Source organism: Amycolatopsis regifaucium (assembly GCF_001613935.1).
Taxonomy (GTDB): domain Bacteria; phylum Actinomycetota; class Actinomycetes; order Mycobacteriales; family Pseudonocardiaceae; genus Amycolatopsis; species Amycolatopsis regifaucium.
Genome location: NZ_LQCI01000014.1, coordinates 242421 through 257931 on the forward strand (window position 1 = coordinate 242421; position 15511 = coordinate 257931).

Below are 15511 nucleotides of genomic sequence, written 5' to 3' on the forward strand. Positions count from 1 at the left end.
CCGGGATGCCGGGCTACTTCGGTACGGAGTTACGCCCTGGCGGGGACCAGACCGAGCCTGCTGACCACCTCGCGCGTGGCCTTGGACCGGTTGAACGTGTAGAAGTGCAGGTCGGGGACGCCTTCGGCGATGAGCCGCTCGCAGAGTTCGGTCACCGTGTCGATCCCCGCCGCGCGGAAGGCCTTCGGATCGTCGGCCAGCGGTTCGAGCCGGTCCAGCAGCCGCCGCGGCGCGGGGGCGCCGGACAGCTTGATCGTCGTGTGCAGGGTCCGCAGCGTGGTCAGCGGCATGATGCCGGGGATGACCAGGGCTTCGCAGCCGGTGGCGGCGACCCGGTCCCGCAGGCGGAGGAAGTCTTCGGGCTCGAAGAACAGCTGCGCGATCGCGAAATCCGCGCCCGCGCGGAGCTTGCGCACGAGGTATTCGGTGTCGGCTTCGAGGTTCGCCGACCGCGGGTGGCCGTACGGGAACGCCGAGACGCCGACGCAGAAGTCACCGAGCGAACGCACCAGTTCGACGAGTTCCTCGGCGTAGTTGAGCCCCTCCGGATGGGGGACCCAGTCGCCGTAGACGTCGCCCGGCGGGTCGCCCCGCAGCGCGAGGATGTTCCGCACGCCGACAGCGGCGTACCAGCCGATGACGTTGCGCAGCTCCGCGACCGAGTGGTTCACGGCGGTGAGGTGCGCCATCGGCACCAGCGTGGTCTCGGTGGCGACGCGGGCGATGCTGCGGATCGTGCCGTCGCGGCTGGACCCGCCGGCGCCGTAGGTGATCGACATGTACGCCGGGTCCAGTGGCTCGAGTTCCCGGATCGACTTCCACAGCACGGCCTCGTCGGCCGCGTCGCGAGGCGGGAAGAACTCGATGGAGAACACGGGTCCATCACCCTGCAACCGCTCGACCACCGACGTCATACCGCCATGTTAAGGGGGGAAGTCCGCTGGCTGGGAGTCCCCTCTCAGGCAGTGGGCATGCGACTTCAGCCACTTTCGCGCGGTTGCCGAGTGGCGCGAGCCTGGGGAGACTCGATGACGAGCACAGGGAGCCGCCATGAGCGCCGAAACCGACACCAGCTGGGACGAAGACGTCCGCGTCGCGGTCTACCGCGCGTTCGCCGAGCACGGGAGGCCGCCGACGGCCCCGGAACTGGCCGACGCGGCCCATGGGTCGCTGGCGGTGGCGAAGCAGGCGCTGCACCGGCTCGCCGAGCAGCGGCATCTGGTGCTCGACACCCGTGAGCATGTGGCGATGGCGCATCCGTTCGCGGCGATTCCGCTGGGGTTCTCCGTGATGGGCGAGCGGACGCTGTGGTGGGGCGGCTGCGCGTGGGACTCGTTCGCGATCCCGCAGCTGGTCAAGGCCGAACCCGAGGTGCTGGTGTCCACGCGCTGCCGCGGCTGCGGTGAACCGCAGGCGTTGCTGGTGAACGACCAGGCCCCGCCGAAGGGTGATCTGGTCGCGCACTTCCTGGTGCCGGCGGCGCGGATGTGGGACGACGTCGTGCACACCTGCGGAAACCAGCGGCTGTTCTGCGGCGAGTCCTGTGTGGACGAATGGCTCGCGGAAACGGGGCAGGACAAGGGTTACGTCATGGATCTGACGACGCTGTGGCGGCTGGCGGCCGGCTGGTACGAAGGCAGGCTCGACCACGGCTACACCCGCCGGGACCCGGCGGCCGCGGCGGCGTACTTCAAGGAAGCCGGGCTGAGCGGACCGTTTTGGAGCACTGGGGGCTAAGTCAAACGTGGTCTGACGGTGCCCCTTGCTGGCAACGAGCCGATCACGCCATAGTTGCCTTACCCCTCACGAGAACCCTCAGAGGAGCAAAAAACGCAGTGCGGCGGTGACGACGACGCCGCAGAGGATCGCGGCGAGCACCGGCACGCGCAGTACGTAGGTCACCGCGATCGCGGCCAGTCCGGCGCAGAGCGTCCAGTCGACCCCGGACCAGGCCGGGCCGGTCACGTCGGTGAGCACGAGCCCGGCCAGGAGCGCGGGTGCGAGCAGCGCGATGACCCCGGCCAGCCGCGGCGGCAGTTCCCGGTCGCCGAGCAGGACCGGGCCCGCCGCCTTGAATCCGATGCTGACAGCCGCGACGGCGACGATGGCGATCCAGAGGGTCATCGCCGGGCCCCCAAGCCCACCAGCGCGGCCACCGAAGCGCCGATCAGCGCGAGTCCCACCGGGACGAACAGCACCAGGACGCCGGCGAGACAGGCGGCGAGCGCCGCCGTCCAGACCGCCTCCCGCGATCGGCGGAGTTCGTCGATGAGCAGGACCAGGAAGAAGCCGGGGAACACGACGTCGAGACCGAAGCGCGCGACGATGTCCGGCGACGGGGCGGCGAGGACGCCGAGCACGGTGCCCAGGACCCACGCGGGTAACTGGACGAGCGTGCAGCCGATGAGCTTCTCGCGGTCGAAGCGCCCTCCGCCGAGGTGGGCGGCGACCCAGGAGCCGTCGACGACGGCCTGGCCCTCCCAGGCCCGGCGCAGGCGCCCGCCGCGCAGGTCCGCGGCGACGGCGGCGCCCATCGGCAGGAAACGGGCGTTGATCAGGGCCGCGGCGCCGACCGCGACGGCGATGTTGCCGCCGCCCGCGAGCGCGGTGGCCATCGCGAACTGGGCCGAACCGGAGAACACGATGATCGACGCGACGATCGGGGCGGCGATTCCCCAGGCCAGAGTCTGACTGTAGGCGCCGAAGGTGACACCGAGGACGAAGGTCGCGACACCCAGTCCGAGCCCGACTCGGACGCCGGAAAGATAGTGCTGCCGGAGCGTGGTCATACGACCGAGCCTAACAAGCTAAACTGAGTTTGACCATTAGGAGGGCCTGTGGACCACCATTGGGACGGGTACGACAGCATCGGCGGGAGTGTGCCGTTGGACCTGGTCAACACCGTTTCCTGGCGGCGCGATCCGGCCAGGCGGGAAGACCGGCTTTCGGATCCGGCGCGGCTGTCCGAATGGGTCGTCCTGGTGGGTGCGAGTAGCGAACGACTGGAAATCTCCGAAGCCGTCCTCGAGAGGGTGAAGGCGTTCCGCGAGACGCTCTACCGCGTGCTCGTGTCGGATCCGCCGGACCTCACGACGCTGCGGAAGCCCCTGATCGAGGCGTACCGGCACGCGTCGCTTCCGTCGTCCTTGCCGCTGCGGTGGGTGGTACCGCTGGACGACGGCGCCGCTCTGCCGCACTTCCTCGCGTTGGCGACCGAAGACCTGTTGCGCTCCGAAGCACTCGATCGGGTCCGGGAGTGCGAAGGGCCGGGCTGCGGCTGGGTCTTCACCGATCACACGCGCAACCGGTCGCGGCGCTGGTGCAGTTCGGCGGACTGCGGAAACCGGGCGCGGGCGAAGCGGCACTACGCCAAAACCCGCGTTTAGTCCTCTCAGTGCGGTAATTGCGCGCGCAAGGACCGCGTTCAGAGGACTGAACGCGGCGAGTTCCGCCACATTCGACGGCACCCGACTGGGTCACGACGACGTCCTTCCCGGAGGATGTGCGCATGGACACGTCCGCCTACGACGCCGATCTGCCCGCCAACGTCGAGCGGGCGCTGGCGGGGTTCCTCGAGCGCGCCGGTGCCGAAATCCGCCGCACCGAACCGAGTGTCGGCGTCGGGATCGACGCGCTGGCCGGGTTCGTGCTGGGCGGCGGCAAACGCCTGCGCCCGACGTTCGCCTGGTGGGGCTGGCGCGGCGCGGGCGGAGATCCGGCCGGGCCGGACGTCGAAGGCGTGCTGCAGGCGGTGGCGAGCCTGGAGCTGATCCAGGCGTGCGCGCTGATCCACGACGACCTCATCGACTCCTCCGATTCGCGCCGCGGTTCGCCGACGGTGCACATCGCGGGCGCGAAGCTGCACGCCGACAGCGGCTGGCTGGGTTCGCCGAGTACGTTCGGGCTCGCGACCGCCGTCCTGGTCGGGGACCTCGCGCTGGCCTGGGCCGACGACATGTTCGGCGAGGCTCCGCTGCCGCCCGCGGCGCTGGCCGCCGCGCGGCCGGCGTGGCGCGCGATGCGTACCGAGGTGCTCGCCGGGCAGTACCTCGACGTCCGCACGCAGGCCACCGGCGACGCCTCCCCCGAGGCGGCACTGCACATCTGCAAGCTCAAGACGGCCGCGTACACCGTCCAGCGCCCGCTTCACCTCGGTGCCGCGCTCGGCGGAGCCGACGAGACCCTGATCGCGACCCTGCGCGAGTTCGGTGACGAGGTCGGCGTGGCGTTCCAGCTGCGGGACGACCTGCTCGGCGTGTTCGGCGACCCCTCGGTCACCGGGAAACCGGCGGGCGACGATCTGCGCGAGGGCAAGCGCACCCTGCTGGTCGCCCTCGGTCTCCAGCGCGCGGCCGAACAGGGCAAGGAAGCGGCGGAGAAGGTCATCTCCGACGCCATCGGCGACGCTCACCTTTCCGAAGAGGCCGTCGAGACCGTGCGCGAGGCGCTGCGGGACGTCGGCGCGGTCGACGCGGTCGAACGCCGGATCGACGAGCTGACCGATTCCGCGATGGCCGCGCTGGACCGCGCGCACCTGGCCGAACCCGCTCCCGCCGCGCTGACCGGGCTGGTCGTCAAGGCGACCCAGCGGACCTACTGATGCGCACCGTCACCGGTCCGAGTGACCACGTGGTGGTGATCGGTGGCGGGCTGGCCGGGCTGACGGCGACGCTGCACCTGCTCGGCGCCGGACGCCGGGTGACGCTGCTGGAGCAGGACAAGGCCCCCGGCGGCCGCGCCGGGCAAGCGAACTTCGGCGGCAACACCGTCGACACCGGGGCCAGCGTGCTGACCATGCCGGAACTGCTCGACGAGGCCTTCGCGGCGGTCGGCGAATCGCTGGCGGACAACCTGACGCTGACCCGGCTCGACCCGGCCTACCGCGCCCGCTTCGCCGACGGCAGCACGATCGCCGTGCACACCGACGCGGCGGCGATGGAGGCCGAGATCCGCGCGGCCGCCGGTCCGGCCGAAGCCGAGGGTTACCGTCGGCTCCGGCGCTGGCTGACCGAGTTGTACGCGGTGCAGAAGGACCGGTTCATCGGCGCGAACTTCGACTCCCCGCTCGATCTCGCGCGCCCGGAACTGGCGAAACTGGCCGCACTGGGCGGTTTCGGACGACTCGGCCCGAAGATCGGCGGTTTCCTGCGCGACGACCGGGTACGCCGCCTGTTCTCCTTTCAGGCGCTCTACGCGGGACTCGACCCGGCCCGCGCGATCGGCGCGTACGGCGTCATCTCCTTCATGGACACCGTCGGCGGGGTCTACTACCCGTCGGGCGGGATGGGCGAGATCGCGCGGGCGCTGACGGCCGCGGCCGGACGGGCCGGTGCGGAGGTGCGGTTCGGCACCGAAGCCGCTTGGCTGGAAAGGGTTTCCTCGCGCGTGCGCGCGGTGCGGACCCGTTCGGGTGAGCGGATCCCTTGTGACACCGTGGTTCTCGCGACCGAACTCGGTACCGCGTACCGGCTGCTCGGCGCCCGCCCCCGGCGGCCGCTGCCGCTGCGGTACTCGCCGTCGGCCGTCGTACTGCACGGGCACGCGCCGCGGTCGTGGCCGGATCTGGGCCACCACACCATTTTCTTCGGCCATGCCTGGGAAAAGACGTTCTCGGAGATCATCCGCGAGGGCAAGCTGATGAGCGACCCTTCACTGCTGGTGACCCGGCCGACCGCGACCGAACCGGGCCTCGCCTCCAGCGGCGACCAGGTGATCTCGGTACTGGCACCGGCGCCGAACCTGCGCCGAGGCAAGATCGACTGGGACCGGGTCGGGCCCGCTTATCGCGCGGAACTGCTGAGCACCTTGGAAAAGCGCGGCCTCACCGGCTTCGCGGACGAATTCACCGTCGACGAGATGATCACCCCCGCGGGCTGGGCGGAGCGCGGGCTCACCGCGGGCACGCCGTTCTCCCTCGCGCACACCTTCGCCCAGACCGGCCCGTTCCGGCCGGGAAATCTGGTGCGGGCGGCGGAAAACGTGGTGCTCGCCGGCTGCGGGACCACGCCGGGTGTCGGTATCCCGCCGGTGGTGATCTCCGGCAGGCTCGCGGCGGAACGGGTCACCGGGCGATGAACGAGCTCGACGCCGCGGGTATCACCGGACAGGCGTTGCGGGCGGCGTACACCGAGTGCCGCCGGATCAACGCGCGCCATGGCCGCACCTTCTTCCTCGCGACCCGGCTGCCGCCGCCGCGGGGCGCGGCCGTTCGCGCACGCGCTGGACGAGGTCGCCGCTTCGGCCGGGCGGGTTTTCGACGGTGTCAGCCGCGGGCCGTTCGACGCGTTCCTGCGGTCCATGGCGATGGACATCGAGATCACCGAGTACGCGACCTATGCGATCTGCGGGAGTACATCCACGGCTCGGCCGGGGTGATCGGCCTGCAGATCTCGACCGGGGAAGGCTTTACCTGCCCACCGAGGAGCTGGCCGCGTTCGGCGTCGACCGCGAACTGCTCGAGTGGTCGCGTTCGAGGGGGCTCGGTGTACCGCCGCGCGGAAGCGGGAATCCCGTTGCTGCGCGAGGAATCCCGGGCCTGCGTGCGGACCGCGCTCGTCCTCTGCGAAGGCATCCTCGACGAGATCGTGGCACTCGATTACGACGTGCTGAACACCCGCGTGGTCGTGCCGCGCCGCCGCCGGACGGGGGTCGCCTTGCCGGGTCTGTTGACGAGCGCGTGGAGCAACTCCAGGCTTAGGGTGCGGTCATGACCACTGCTGCGAACAGGAAGATCCGGATCGGCGTCCAGCTGCAGCCGCAGCACGCCGAGTACAAGGCGATCCGCCGGGCGGCCTCGGAGGCCGAAGACCTCGGTGTGGACATCGTGTTCAACTGGGACCACTTCTACCCGCTGTTCGGCGACCCCGACGGTTTGCACTACGAGTGCTGGACGATGCTGGGCGCCTGGGCGGAGTCCACGTCGCGGGTCGAGATCGGCGCACTGGTGACGTGCAACAGCTACCGCAACCCCGAACTGCTGGCCGACATGGCCCGCACCGTCGACCACATCTCCGACGGTCGGCTCATCCTCGGCATCGGCTCCGGCTGGTTCGAGAAGGACTACGACGAGTACGGCTACGAGTTCGGCACGGCGGGCGGGCGGCTCGACGACCTCGCCGAGGCGCTCCCGCGGATCGAGAGCAGGCTCGGCAAACTGAACCCGGCGCCGACCCGCAAGATCCCGGTGCTGATCGGTGGCGGCGGCGAGAAGAAGACGCTGCGCCTGGTCGCGAAGCACGCCGACATCTGGCACGGCTTCGGCGACCCGGAGGTCGTCGAGCGCAAGGTCAAGATCCTCGACCAGCACTGTGCCGACATCGGCCGGGACCCGAAGGAGATCGAGCGTTCGGTCGGCGTCGACGGCGACCCCGAGGAGCTGGGCCCGAAGCTGCTGGAGCACGGCGTCTCGCTGTTCACCGTGGCGACCGGCGGACCGGACTACAACTTCGACAAGCTGCGCGCCTGGATCCAGTGGCGCGACAAGCAGTCCTGAGGTTCTTCCGCGCGCCAGGAAAGGTCCTTTCCTTGCAAATTTCGCGAGGAAAGGACCTTTCATGGCGTCTCGGGTGGCTTACGCCGGTGAGCAGCCACCCGCTCCCGGGTCGCACACCGCGTCGAGCAGTACCGACGCGGACTCCCCCCACCCAAGTGCGCGAAGGGCTTCCCGCAGCCCGAAGCGGCGCATAGACCGCCCGGAGGCGCCTGGCGGTCCGCCAGCAACACCGCCAGTGCCAGCGCGGACGACGTCACCAGCCACGCACCCCACGGCCCGTCGTCGTCGGCATCGACGTGCAGATGCCAGCCGAACCCGGAGTCGTGGTCGGTCAGCCGCGGCGGATGCGCGTGCCGGGCCAGCAACCGGTTGAGCACCTCGGCCGCCTCCGCGACCTCCCGCGCCGCGAACACCTCACGCAGCTCCAAGGCCGCCTCGCGCAACGACGTCACGTCCGAAGGCGTCAGCTCGACGCCGGTCTCCCCGTGCGCCTCCAGCACGGTTCGTACAGCCTCGACCGAGGGGTCCGGGGCGAGCAGAACCTCCAGGAGGTCCACCGCCCGCTGCGCCGCCGCCCGCGCGGAGCGGCCCGGCAGGAAATCCCGCTGCGCTGAAGTCATATCCCACTGTAACGTCTTTTTCATGAGAGGCCGTTACAGACTCGCCGTCTACCTCACCGGAGCGACGGTCGCCAGGACCGGTGACGAGCTGTCCGGGCCGGCGTTGCTGCTGCTCGGTCTCAGTGTCGACGGCTCGGCCGCCACGGGATCCGCGCTGCTCGCCGGCTTGACGATCGCCGCGGCGGCGGGCGGGCCGCTGCTCGGCGCGCTGCTCGACCGCAGTCCCCGGCCGGGACGGCTGCTGGCGTGGGCGTTGCTCGCCTACGCGGGCGGGCTCGGGGCGGTACTCGCGCTCGTCGAAGTCCCCGCGGCGATCGCGGTCGCCGTCGCGGCGGGACTGCTCAACCCGGCACTGGCCGGCGGCTGGACGGCTCAGCTGCCCCACGTCCGCGGTGGGACCTCCTTGCCGAGGGCCAGTGCGCTGGACGCGATGACGTTCACCGCGGCGAGCCTCATCGGGCCGGGACTGGCCGGGCTGGTGACCGCTTACGTCGGCGCCCCGGCCGCGGTCGCCGTCGCGATCACCCTCGTCGCGGCGGCCTTCCCGGCCGCGTGGTCGCTACCCGCCGTCGAGGCCCAGCCCGCGAAACCGATCCGCCACCGGCTCGCCGAGGGGTTCGCCGTCCTCTTCCGCAATCGCTCGCTGCTGCGGGCGACCGCGACGTCCACGGTGTCCTTCGTCGGCATCGGGATCGCCGTGGTCTGCTACCCGCTGCTCGGCGCCCAACGGCTGGGGAACGCGGGGTTCGGCGCGCTCCTGCTCACCGCGCTGGCCGCCGCGTCACTGGTCGCGAACGCCGTGCTGGCCCGCAAGCCGCCACCACCGGATCGCACCGTGCTCGTCAGCACCGTCCTGCTGGGCGTGAGCTTCCTGGTCGCGGCGGCCGGGCACGACGTGGCGACCTTGCTGGCCGCCGCCGTGCTCGCCGGTTTCGCCGAAGGACCCCAGCTTTCGGCGCTCTTCGCCATCCGGCATCGCGAAGCACCCGCAGGGGTGCGGGCGCAGGTTTTCACGACGGCGGCAAGCGTGAAGATCACCGGACTCGCGGCGGGCGCCGCGGTCGCGGGACCGCTGAGCGCACTCTCCGTAACCACCGGGCTGTGCGCCGCCGCGGGCTGTCAACTGCTCGCGGCTGCGACGTATGTCCTGGTCGGAACGTCCGGACGGACTAGAACGCCATCGCCTGCGCGCGCCGCTTGACCTCGGTGCCGTGGCTGGTCCGGAGCGCGTTGACCGGGGTGGCCCCCGGCAGGGTCTCGTCCTCGGCGAAGAGCCAGCGCAGCATCTCGGTCCGGCTGAAGCCGGAGTCCGCGAGCACCGTGATGGTGCCGGCCAGGCCCTTGACCACGCCGTCCTTCACCAGGAACGCGCCGGGAACGTACAGCTCACCCTTGCGCCGGACGGCGATCAGATGACCGTCACGCAACATCTGGCGGACCTTGTTGGCCGAAACGTTCAGCGCGGTCGCGACCTCCGAGATCGGCAGAACGGCCACATCTGCACCGAGAACGTCGTCGGCGACGGGAATACCACTCACAGGTCACACTGTGCCACATTCCGTCTCGCGTCCCGTTACTGCGCACGGGTGACGACTCCGCCATGACGGAAAGTGCCCGTTCGGTGACGCATACCACCGTTCCGACGAAATGGCGGAAATCGTGATCCCGCCCGTGCCAGGTCCCGTACACCAGAACATGGGCACTTCCGTACGATCCATAGCCGTGACACGCACGGACCCCACTCTGGTGGGCACTCTGCTCGAGGGCCGTTACCGGGTGGACAAGCTGCTCGCGCGCGGCGGGATGTCGTCGGTGTACCGCGGCGTCGACACCCGCCTGGACCGTCAGGTCGCCATCAAGATCATGGACCCCCGCTTCGCCGACGACAGGTCGTTCGTCGAGCGCTTCGAACGGGAGGCCCGTTCGGCGGCCCGGCTGCACCATCCGCACGTGGTGGCGGTACACGACCAGGGCTTCGACACCCCCGGCGGGGAGGAGTCCGGGCGCGCGTTCCTGGTCATGGAACTCGTCGACGGCGGAACCCTGCGCGAACTGCTCGCCGAACGCGGCCCGCTCGACGTCGCGCTCGCGCTGAGCATCGCCGAACCGGTGCTGTCCGCCCTCGCGGCGGCGCACGCGGCCGGGCTGGTGCACCGCGACGTCAAACCGGAGAACGTGCTCATCGGCCGCGGCGGCACGGCGCTTTCCGGCGGCGTGGTCAAGGTCGGTGACTTCGGTCTGGTCCGCGCGATCGCGAGCGCGGGGACCACGAGTTCGAGTGTCATCCTCGGCACCGTCGCCTACGTCTCGCCCGAACAGGTCGCCACCGGCGCGACCACCTCCAGCGGCGACGTCTACTCCGCCGGGATCCTGCTGTACGAAATGCTCACCGGCCGGGCCCCCTACACCGGCGACACCGCCATCTCGGTGGCGTACCGGCACGTCAACGACGACGTCCCGCGCCCGAGTGAACTGCGGCCGGGCATCCCGCCCGCGCTGGACGAGCTGATCCTGCGCGCCACCCGCCGCGACCCCGAACAGCGGCCGTCCGACGCGGCGGTGTTCCTCGCCGAGCTGAACCATCTGCGCACCATCCTCGGCATCCCCTCCGTCCCGGTACCCGTGCCGCTGCCGCCCGACGCCGACCGGGAGACCGACGCCGAACGCACCACCCCCGGCATCCCGGCCGTCCCCGCGATGAACGCCGCGACGGCGACGACGGTGCTGGCCCCGGTCGCCGAGGCGACCTTGCCGGTCACCGGCCCGCGTGGGACGCAGGCGCTGCACCGGGAGCCGCGGTTCCCGCCCACCCCGCCGCCCGGCACCCAGCCGCCGCGGACGCCGCCTCCCCGGGCCAAGCCGCCCGCGGACGACGAAGACCAGCCGCGGTCGCGAAAACGCCTTTACCTGATGATCGCGGCCGCGGTCCTGGTACTCGGGGGCCTGATCGGCGCGTTCGCCTTCATCCTCAACGACTCCGGTCCGACGTCGTCCTCGGTGCCGAAGCTGGCCGGGATGAACCAGGCCGCCGCCGGTGACGCGCTCCGTTCGGCGAAGCTGACCCCGGCCTACACCGAGGAGTACAGCGACACCGCGGCGCAGCACACGGTGATCCGGTCCGATCCGGCGGCGGGCGCGTCGCTCGCGCCGGGCTCGACGGTCAACGTGGTGCTGTCCAAGGGCCGCCCGATCGTGCCGGACATCCAGGCCGGGACCAGCCAGCAGGACGCCGAGACGGCGATCAAGGCCGCACAGCTCACCCCGGCGCGAGGTGAGCAGGAGTTCAGCGACGTCGCCAAGAACAAGGTGATCCGCGTCGACCCGAGCCCCGGTTCGCAGCTGAACATCGGCGGGCAGGTCACGATCATCCTCTCGAAGGGCCCCGAGCCGCTGCCGCCGGTCCCCGACGTCACGGGCCAGAGCAAGGACGCCGCGTTCTCCATCCTCCAGCAGGCCGGTTTCCAGCCGTTCCAGGCCGGTGAGGAGTTCTCCGACCAGTTCGCCGCCGGCCAGGTGATCCGCACGGACCCGAAGGGCGGCGGCAAGGCGAGCAATCGCCGCATCGGGGTCTTCGTTTCGAACGCCGTCGAAGTACCGAACGTGACCTTCAAGCGGATGGAGGAGGCGTTCCAGATCCTGCGACAGGCAGGTCTGGAGCCCGACCGTCAGGGTCGCGGAAACGGCAACGGCCACGGCGGCGGAAACGGTGGTTTCGACTTCGTTCTGGAGCAGGATCCGCAGCCCGGCACCAAGGTCCCGAAGGGCTCAAAGGTGCGGATCAGGGGCTTCGGGTAACGCGAAAGGTGTGATGAAACCGTTCAGTACCGGCATGGTCATCGGATACCGTGAACCGCATGGTGGTCTTTGACGGCGTGAGCGGCATGTCGGACAGGTTCGCCCCGCGTGCAGTCGCGCCTGGTCCGCGATGAGCTTCTTCACGGACGGCCCGCGCAGCCGTCCCCTGTTCCCGGTGCCGGAACAGGAGCTGTTCGGCTACAACGGCCGCCCTTGGGTCGACCCGCCGCGCGAGTACATCGTCCCGGCGATCCTGCCCTGGTCGATGCCGCTGGGCCGCGCCGAGCGGACCATCGTGGCGCTGCGCGGTATCGAGGTGTGGCCGGAGTCGGTGACCTTCCAGCTGTCGGTGTACGCGCGCGACCTGCTGTTGGACGAACCCGCCGAAGGTCTGATCGACCACCGTCGCGTGCCGGACTACAACGCGCTGCTCGTCGGAGTGCTCTTCCCGGACGGCCGCCGCGCCAGTTCGGAGAACATCTCCGTGCCTTCGGCGTCGAAGCCGGACCAGCCGGTGCTGCGCGCGCAGGGCCTCGGCGGTACGTCATTCCACGTCGACCACGAGATCTTCCTGTGGCCGCTGCCGCCCGCCGGGCCGCTGGAGTTCGTCGTCCAGTGGCTCGACCGCGACATCGAAGAGACGCGGACCTCGCTCGACGGCACCGCGATCCGCGACGCCGCCAAGGAGGCGGGCGAGATCTGGCCCGGCCTGCCCGCCCGCGAGGCGCACGGGCTGCCCGTCCGCCGGGTCGGGGCGCAGGCGATGATCACGCCCGCCTGGCCCCGCGAGTCGCAGGCCCCGCCTCCGCTGCCCCAGCCTCAACGGAAGTCCCAGCCGCTCCCGCCCGCCCCGCAGCCCGCTCAGGTGACGGCGGACCGGCCGCGGCGTGGCGCACCGCTGCCGACCCGCCTGCCCCGGCGGGCTCGCTGAACTCAAGCTGATCCTGAGTGGCGATTCGGGCTGGAGCGAACCCTCTCTTAGGCGAAGTACATGATGGGGAAATCGCCACTCATGACCCTCAGCGGAACGCTTCGACGTTCGCCACCGCCCACTGCTCATAGGTGACCCCGGGCCGTCCGGTGAGTTCCTGGACGACGCCCGTGGGCGTGTCGGGATGCTCGGTGAAGTACGCGAAGCCGTCGAGCAGCCACTTCGCGATCCCCGGCGGAATGCCGGCGTCGGTCCACTGCTTGTCCGCCTCCTCCCGGGTGAGTTCGTGGAAGGCGACCTCCTCGCCGAGCGCGGCCGAGATGGCGGCGACCTGTTCGCGCTGGCTGATCGCCGTCGGTCCGCTCAGGGTGTACTTCTCGCCGACGTGCCCCTCGGTCAGGATGACGTGCGCCGCCACGGCCGCGATGTCCCCGAGATCGATGGGCGTCATGCGGGCTTCGGGGTAGGCGTCGCGGACCACCCGTTCGGCCTTGATCCGCTCCGCCCAGCCGAGCGTGTTGTTCATGAACGCGCCCGGTCGCAGGAACGTCCAGTCGAACCCGGCCCCCTGGACCGCCTTTTCGATGATCGCGTAGGCCACGCCGCTCGAGTTCTCCACCGGGTCATCGGCGTTGCTGCCCGACAGCGCCACCACCCGGCGCACCCCGGCCTCCCGCGCCAGCCGCACGAAGTCGTCCACCGTGTCCGCCAGTGGCGCCAGGTACACGGTCTCGACACCCTTCAGCGCCTCGGGCAGCGTCTCCGGCTTGCCCAGATAGCCCTTGGCGACCTCCACCTGAGGCGGCAGCGCCGCCTTCGCCGGGTTGACGGTCAGCGCCCGCACCGGCGCCCCGGCCTTGACCAGTTCGTCGACCACGAGTCTGCCGACGCTACCGGTCGCACCGGTCACCAGGATCGTCACGATTCCCCACTCCTTTTCGTACGCCCTACGGGATTGCTTCAACCGTACCGCATACGAGAATGTAGAATCCAGCTTCACGGCCGAGTGGAGTGTGGATGGACTTCGAGCGCAGTCTCGAACTGTTGTGGCGTGACCGCGGCCAAGCCCGGCAGCCGACCAGGGGACGGAAACCGAAACTCACCCTCGACCGGGTGATCGCCACCGCCGTCGCCCTCGCCGACGGAGCGGGCGAGGCGACCGTGTCGATGAGCCAGATCGCCAAGGAACTCGACGTAGGCACGATGACGCTCTACACCTACGTCCCCGGCAAGACGGAACTGCTCGACCTCATGGTGGACTCGGTCCTCGCCGCTCGGGACCTCCCCGGCCCCGGCGAACCCAGGCCGGACGGCTGGCGCGAGCGGGTACGGCTCTACGCCGACCGCACCCTGGCCGTGTACCGCGAGCACCCGTGGCTGCGGTCGGCGTCGTCGGTGCGGCCGGTGCTCGGACCGGGGCTGATGGCGGGACAGGAATACCTGATCGCGGCGGTCGCGGACATCGGGCTGCCACCGCGCGAGGTGACCGCGGCCGCGCAGAGCATCGAGGTGTACGTCCAGGCGAACGCGGCGCTTTCGGCGGAGACGGCCCAGATCGAACAGCGGACCGGGGAGTCGACCGACGCCTGGTGGGGGCAGCGGTCGGTGTTCTGGGAAAAGTACTTCGACGTCGAACGGCATCCGGCGATGACCCGGATGTGGGAGAGCGGCGGTTACGACGCCGACAGCTGCGAAGCCGCCTACGACACCTTCACGTTCGGCCTGGAGCGCCTGCTGGACGGCATCGAGGCCCGCGTTTAGTCCTCTAGATGCGGTAGTTCGCCCGGCCAACTACCGCATTTAGAGGACGAAATGCGTCAGGAGACGGTGGGCAGATCGGGCGCCGAGACGTCGAAGACCTTGCCCTCGCGGGTGAGCAGCGCGGCCAGCACCTTGGCCTTGCGTTCGGTGTCGGCCGAGGTCCCCCAGCGGACGGTCTTCCCGTCGGCCAGCGCGAACTCGACACTGCCGGGTGTCTTCGCCGTCGCGGTCGTGACCTGCTTCAGCAACTGCTGCGGGATCACGCCGAGGACGCCGGTCACCGCACGGGTCACCGGGTCGTCGGCCGACACCGACGGCAGCTTCAATTCGGGCAGCCCCGCCGGCCGCTCCTTGAGCGTCTTGAACACCACTCCCCCGCCGTCGACGAGGTGCACCCCGTCGCCGCCGGGACCGCTGTCGAAGAACGCGATGGCCGCCCGTTCGGTCACGGTGATCTCGAGCGTGCTCGGCCAGGACCGCGAGACGTCGACCGTGGCGATGCCGGGCATCTGCGCCACCCGGTCGCGGATCTCTTCGGTGTCCAGGCGCAGCATCGGCTTCTGGTCCGGTACCGCCGCCGTGGCGCGGATCTGGTCCGCCGGGACGGAGTTCGCGCCGACGACGTCCACCTGCTGCACGCCCAGCATCGAGCTGAACCACAGCAGGTAGACGACGGCGATGACGGTCAGCACCGAGAGCAGCGCGACCCAGCGCCGCCGCAGTTCCTTGCGCCGGATCGGCCGGGTGGTCCGGCGACGATCGTGCATGGACCGCCTGCCGCGCCGGGCCTTCGCCCGTCGAGCGCGGTCGGTGCCCGGACGCCGACCGGGTTCGGCCGGGCGGCGGCGTTCCCCGGTCTGCGTCATGGCTGAAGCGTGTCTCCCGAACTGAGGTGGGCAGGATGGGTGAGGG

16 protein-coding genes and 1 pseudogene are annotated in these 15511 nt (G+C 70.6%); 10 read left to right on the forward strand and 7 right to left on the reverse strand.

Features of this window, described 5'->3' with window-relative positions; all coding sequences use genetic code 11:
• Positions 1-29 precede the first annotated feature (29 nt).
• A complete protein-coding gene (gene metF, locus AVL48_RS18020) occupies positions 30-914 on the reverse strand; it encodes a methylenetetrahydrofolate reductase [NAD(P)H] (protein WP_037304247.1) in 885 nt (294 codons plus the stop codon).
• A gap of 136 nt (positions 915-1050) precedes the next feature.
• Here metF and merB point away from each other — a divergent pair, with 136 nt between their 5' ends.
• Positions 1051-1737 carry an organomercurial lyase gene (merB, locus tag AVL48_RS18025; protein WP_061984024.1) on the forward strand — a complete coding sequence of 229 codons (687 nt, stop codon included), beginning with the start codon at positions 1051-1053 and terminating at the stop codon, positions 1735-1737.
• Between the two features lie 78 nt (positions 1738-1815).
• Here merB and AVL48_RS18030 read toward each other — a convergent pair whose 3' ends face one another.
• Together AVL48_RS18030 and AVL48_RS18035 are read right to left on the reverse strand one after the other, a co-directional pair.
• Positions 1816-2124: an AzlD domain-containing protein gene (locus AVL48_RS18030; protein WP_061984022.1), complete on the reverse strand. Its 309-nt coding sequence runs from the start codon at positions 2122-2124 to the stop codon at positions 1816-1818.
• The gene (locus AVL48_RS18035; RefSeq protein WP_061984020.1) at positions 2121-2789 is read right to left on the reverse strand and encodes an AzlC family ABC transporter permease; all 669 of its coding nucleotides are present in this window, start codon (positions 2787-2789) and stop codon (positions 2121-2123) included. The genes AVL48_RS18030 and AVL48_RS18035 overlap by 4 nt, the downstream gene beginning before the upstream one ends.
• A 48-nt stretch (positions 2790-2837) precedes the next feature.
• Here AVL48_RS18035 and AVL48_RS18040 point away from each other — a divergent pair, with 48 nt between their 5' ends.
• From AVL48_RS18040 to AVL48_RS18060, 5 genes and pseudogenes are all read left to right on the forward strand, one after another.
• Positions 2838-3386, forward strand: a complete 549-nt coding sequence (locus AVL48_RS18040) for a CGNR zinc finger domain-containing protein (RefSeq protein WP_061984018.1) — start codon at positions 2838-2840, stop codon at positions 3384-3386.
• 122 nt (positions 3387-3508) lie between these two features.
• Positions 3509-4600, forward strand: a complete 1092-nt coding sequence (locus tag AVL48_RS18045; protein WP_061984016.1) for a polyprenyl synthetase family protein — start codon at positions 3509-3511, stop codon at positions 4598-4600.
• Positions 4600-6075: a phytoene desaturase family protein gene (gene crtI, locus AVL48_RS18050; RefSeq protein WP_061984014.1), complete on the forward strand. Its 1476-nt coding sequence runs from the start codon at positions 4600-4602 to the stop codon at positions 6073-6075. Before AVL48_RS18045 ends, crtI begins: the two co-directional genes overlap by 1 nt.
• Positions 6072-6710 (forward strand): annotated as a pseudogene (locus AVL48_RS39810) (phytoene/squalene synthase family protein). Before crtI ends, AVL48_RS39810 begins: the two are co-directional and overlap by 4 nt.
• Entirely contained in the window at positions 6707-7492 is a 786-nt protein-coding gene (locus AVL48_RS18060; RefSeq protein ID WP_061984012.1) for an LLM class F420-dependent oxidoreductase, read from the forward strand. The pseudogene AVL48_RS39810 and the gene AVL48_RS18060 overlap by 4 nt, the downstream one beginning before the upstream one ends.
• Positions 7493-7551: 59 nt before the next feature.
• On the opposite strand, the gene AVL48_RS18065 is transcribed toward AVL48_RS18060, so the two are convergent.
• Positions 7552-8112: a CGNR zinc finger domain-containing protein gene (locus AVL48_RS18065; protein WP_061984010.1), complete on the reverse strand. Its 561-nt coding sequence runs from the start codon at positions 8110-8112 to the stop codon at positions 7552-7554.
• A gap of 22 nt (positions 8113-8134) precedes the next feature.
• Between AVL48_RS18065 and AVL48_RS18070 the strand changes: the two genes are divergently transcribed.
• Positions 8135-9313 carry an MFS transporter gene (locus tag AVL48_RS18070; protein WP_061984008.1) on the forward strand — a complete coding sequence of 393 codons (1179 nt, stop codon included), beginning with the start codon at positions 8135-8137 and terminating at the stop codon, positions 9311-9313.
• On the opposite strand, the gene AVL48_RS18075 is transcribed toward AVL48_RS18070, so the two are convergent.
• Positions 9282-9650 (reverse strand): Rv2175c family DNA-binding protein, encoded by a 369-nt coding sequence (locus AVL48_RS18075; RefSeq protein ID WP_061984007.1) that lies wholly within the window; start codon positions 9648-9650, stop codon positions 9282-9284. The genes AVL48_RS18070 and AVL48_RS18075 overlap by 32 nt on opposite strands.
• Before the next feature lie 184 nt (positions 9651-9834).
• Between AVL48_RS18075 and AVL48_RS18080 the strand changes: the two genes are divergently transcribed.
• Together AVL48_RS18080 and AVL48_RS18085 are read left to right on the forward strand one after the other, a co-directional pair.
• Positions 9835-11907, forward strand: coding sequence for a PASTA domain-containing protein (locus AVL48_RS18080; protein WP_061984005.1), 2073 nt, complete (start codon positions 9835-9837; stop codon positions 11905-11907).
• Positions 11908-12037: 130 nt separating this feature from the next.
• Entirely contained in the window at positions 12038-12838 is an 801-nt protein-coding gene (locus AVL48_RS18085) for a hypothetical protein (RefSeq protein WP_061984003.1), read from the forward strand.
• An 88-nt stretch (positions 12839-12926) separates the two neighbouring features.
• On the opposite strand, the gene AVL48_RS18090 is transcribed toward AVL48_RS18085, so the two are convergent.
• Positions 12927-13760: an NAD(P)H-binding protein gene (locus AVL48_RS18090; RefSeq protein ID WP_061984001.1), complete on the reverse strand. Its 834-nt coding sequence runs from the start codon at positions 13758-13760 to the stop codon at positions 12927-12929.
• 95 nt (positions 13761-13855) lie between these two features.
• Between AVL48_RS18090 and AVL48_RS18095 the strand changes: the two genes are divergently transcribed.
• Positions 13856-14599 carry a TetR/AcrR family transcriptional regulator gene (locus AVL48_RS18095; RefSeq protein ID WP_061983999.1) on the forward strand — a complete coding sequence of 248 codons (744 nt, stop codon included), beginning with the start codon at positions 13856-13858 and terminating at the stop codon, positions 14597-14599.
• A gap of 56 nt (positions 14600-14655) precedes the next feature.
• Here the strand turns inward: AVL48_RS18095 and AVL48_RS18100 are convergent, their stop codons facing one another.
• Positions 14656-15465, reverse strand: coding sequence for a cell division protein FtsQ/DivIB (locus AVL48_RS18100; protein ID WP_061983996.1), 810 nt, complete (start codon positions 15463-15465; stop codon positions 14656-14658).
• Between the last annotated feature and the right edge of the window lie 46 nt (positions 15466-15511).

What these genes read in the sequence shown, in the direction of transcription:
- metF (WP_037304247.1), bottom strand. Translation starts at nt 914, where the DNA reads ATGACGTCGGTGGTCGAGCGGTTGCAGGGTGATGGACCCGTGTTCTCC.
- merB (WP_061984024.1), top strand. Translation starts at nt 1,051, where the DNA reads ATGAGCGCCGAAACCGACACCAGCTGGGACGAAGACGTCCGCGTCGCG.
- AVL48_RS18030 (WP_061984022.1), bottom strand. Translation starts at nt 2,124, where the DNA reads ATGACCCTCTGGATCGCCATCGTCGCCGTCGCGGCTGTCAGCATCGGA.
- AVL48_RS18035 (WP_061984020.1), bottom strand. Translation starts at nt 2,789, where the DNA reads ATGACCACGCTCCGGCAGCACTATCTTTCCGGCGTCCGAGTCGGGCTC.
- AVL48_RS18045 (WP_061984016.1), top strand. Translation starts at nt 3,509, where the DNA reads ATGGACACGTCCGCCTACGACGCCGATCTGCCCGCCAACGTCGAGCGG.
- crtI (WP_061984014.1), top strand. Translation starts at nt 4,600, where the DNA reads ATGCGCACCGTCACCGGTCCGAGTGACCACGTGGTGGTGATCGGTGGC.
- AVL48_RS18060 (WP_061984012.1), top strand. Translation starts at nt 6,707, where the DNA reads ATGACCACTGCTGCGAACAGGAAGATCCGGATCGGCGTCCAGCTGCAG.
- AVL48_RS18065 (WP_061984010.1), bottom strand. Translation starts at nt 8,112, where the DNA reads ATGACTTCAGCGCAGCGGGATTTCCTGCCGGGCCGCTCCGCGCGGGCG.
- AVL48_RS18070 (WP_061984008.1), top strand. Translation starts at nt 8,135, where the DNA reads ATGAGAGGCCGTTACAGACTCGCCGTCTACCTCACCGGAGCGACGGTC.
- AVL48_RS18085 (WP_061984003.1), top strand. Translation starts at nt 12,038, where the DNA reads ATGAGCTTCTTCACGGACGGCCCGCGCAGCCGTCCCCTGTTCCCGGTG.
- AVL48_RS18095 (WP_061983999.1), top strand. Translation starts at nt 13,856, where the DNA reads ATGGACTTCGAGCGCAGTCTCGAACTGTTGTGGCGTGACCGCGGCCAA.
- AVL48_RS18100 (WP_061983996.1), bottom strand. Translation starts at nt 15,465, where the DNA reads ATGACGCAGACCGGGGAACGCCGCCGCCCGGCCGAACCCGGTCGGCGT.